Consider the following 274-nt stretch of genomic DNA (forward strand, 5'->3'; position numbering starts at 1 on the left):
CTCCTGCGCGACCGCGGCGATCTCCTCGTCGTGACGGGGCTCGGCTCGCCGACCTACGACGTCGCCGCGGCCGGCGATCACCCGCGCAATTTCTATCTGTGGGGCGCCATGGGCGGCGCCGCTATGGTCGGGCTCGGGCTGGCGCTCGCGCAGCCGACGACGCCGGTGCTCGTCGTCACGGGCGATGGCGAGATGCTGATGGGGCTCGGCGGGCTCGCGACCATCGCGGCGAAGAACCCGCCGAACTTGTCCGTGGCCGTCCTCGACAACGAGG

1 protein-coding gene is annotated in these 274 nt (G+C 72.3%); it reads left to right on the forward strand.

All coding sequences use genetic code 11. From position 1 onward, the window contains the following. The coding region (locus ACSNOK_RS34220; RefSeq protein WP_436784627.1) for a thiamine pyrophosphate-dependent enzyme at positions 1 to 274 on the forward strand (274 nt) is incomplete at both ends.

Origin of the sequence: Streptomyces sp. URMC 126, assembly GCF_051386555.1 — a bacterium.
GTDB lineage: Bacteria > Actinomycetota > Actinomycetes > Streptomycetales > Streptomycetaceae > Streptomyces.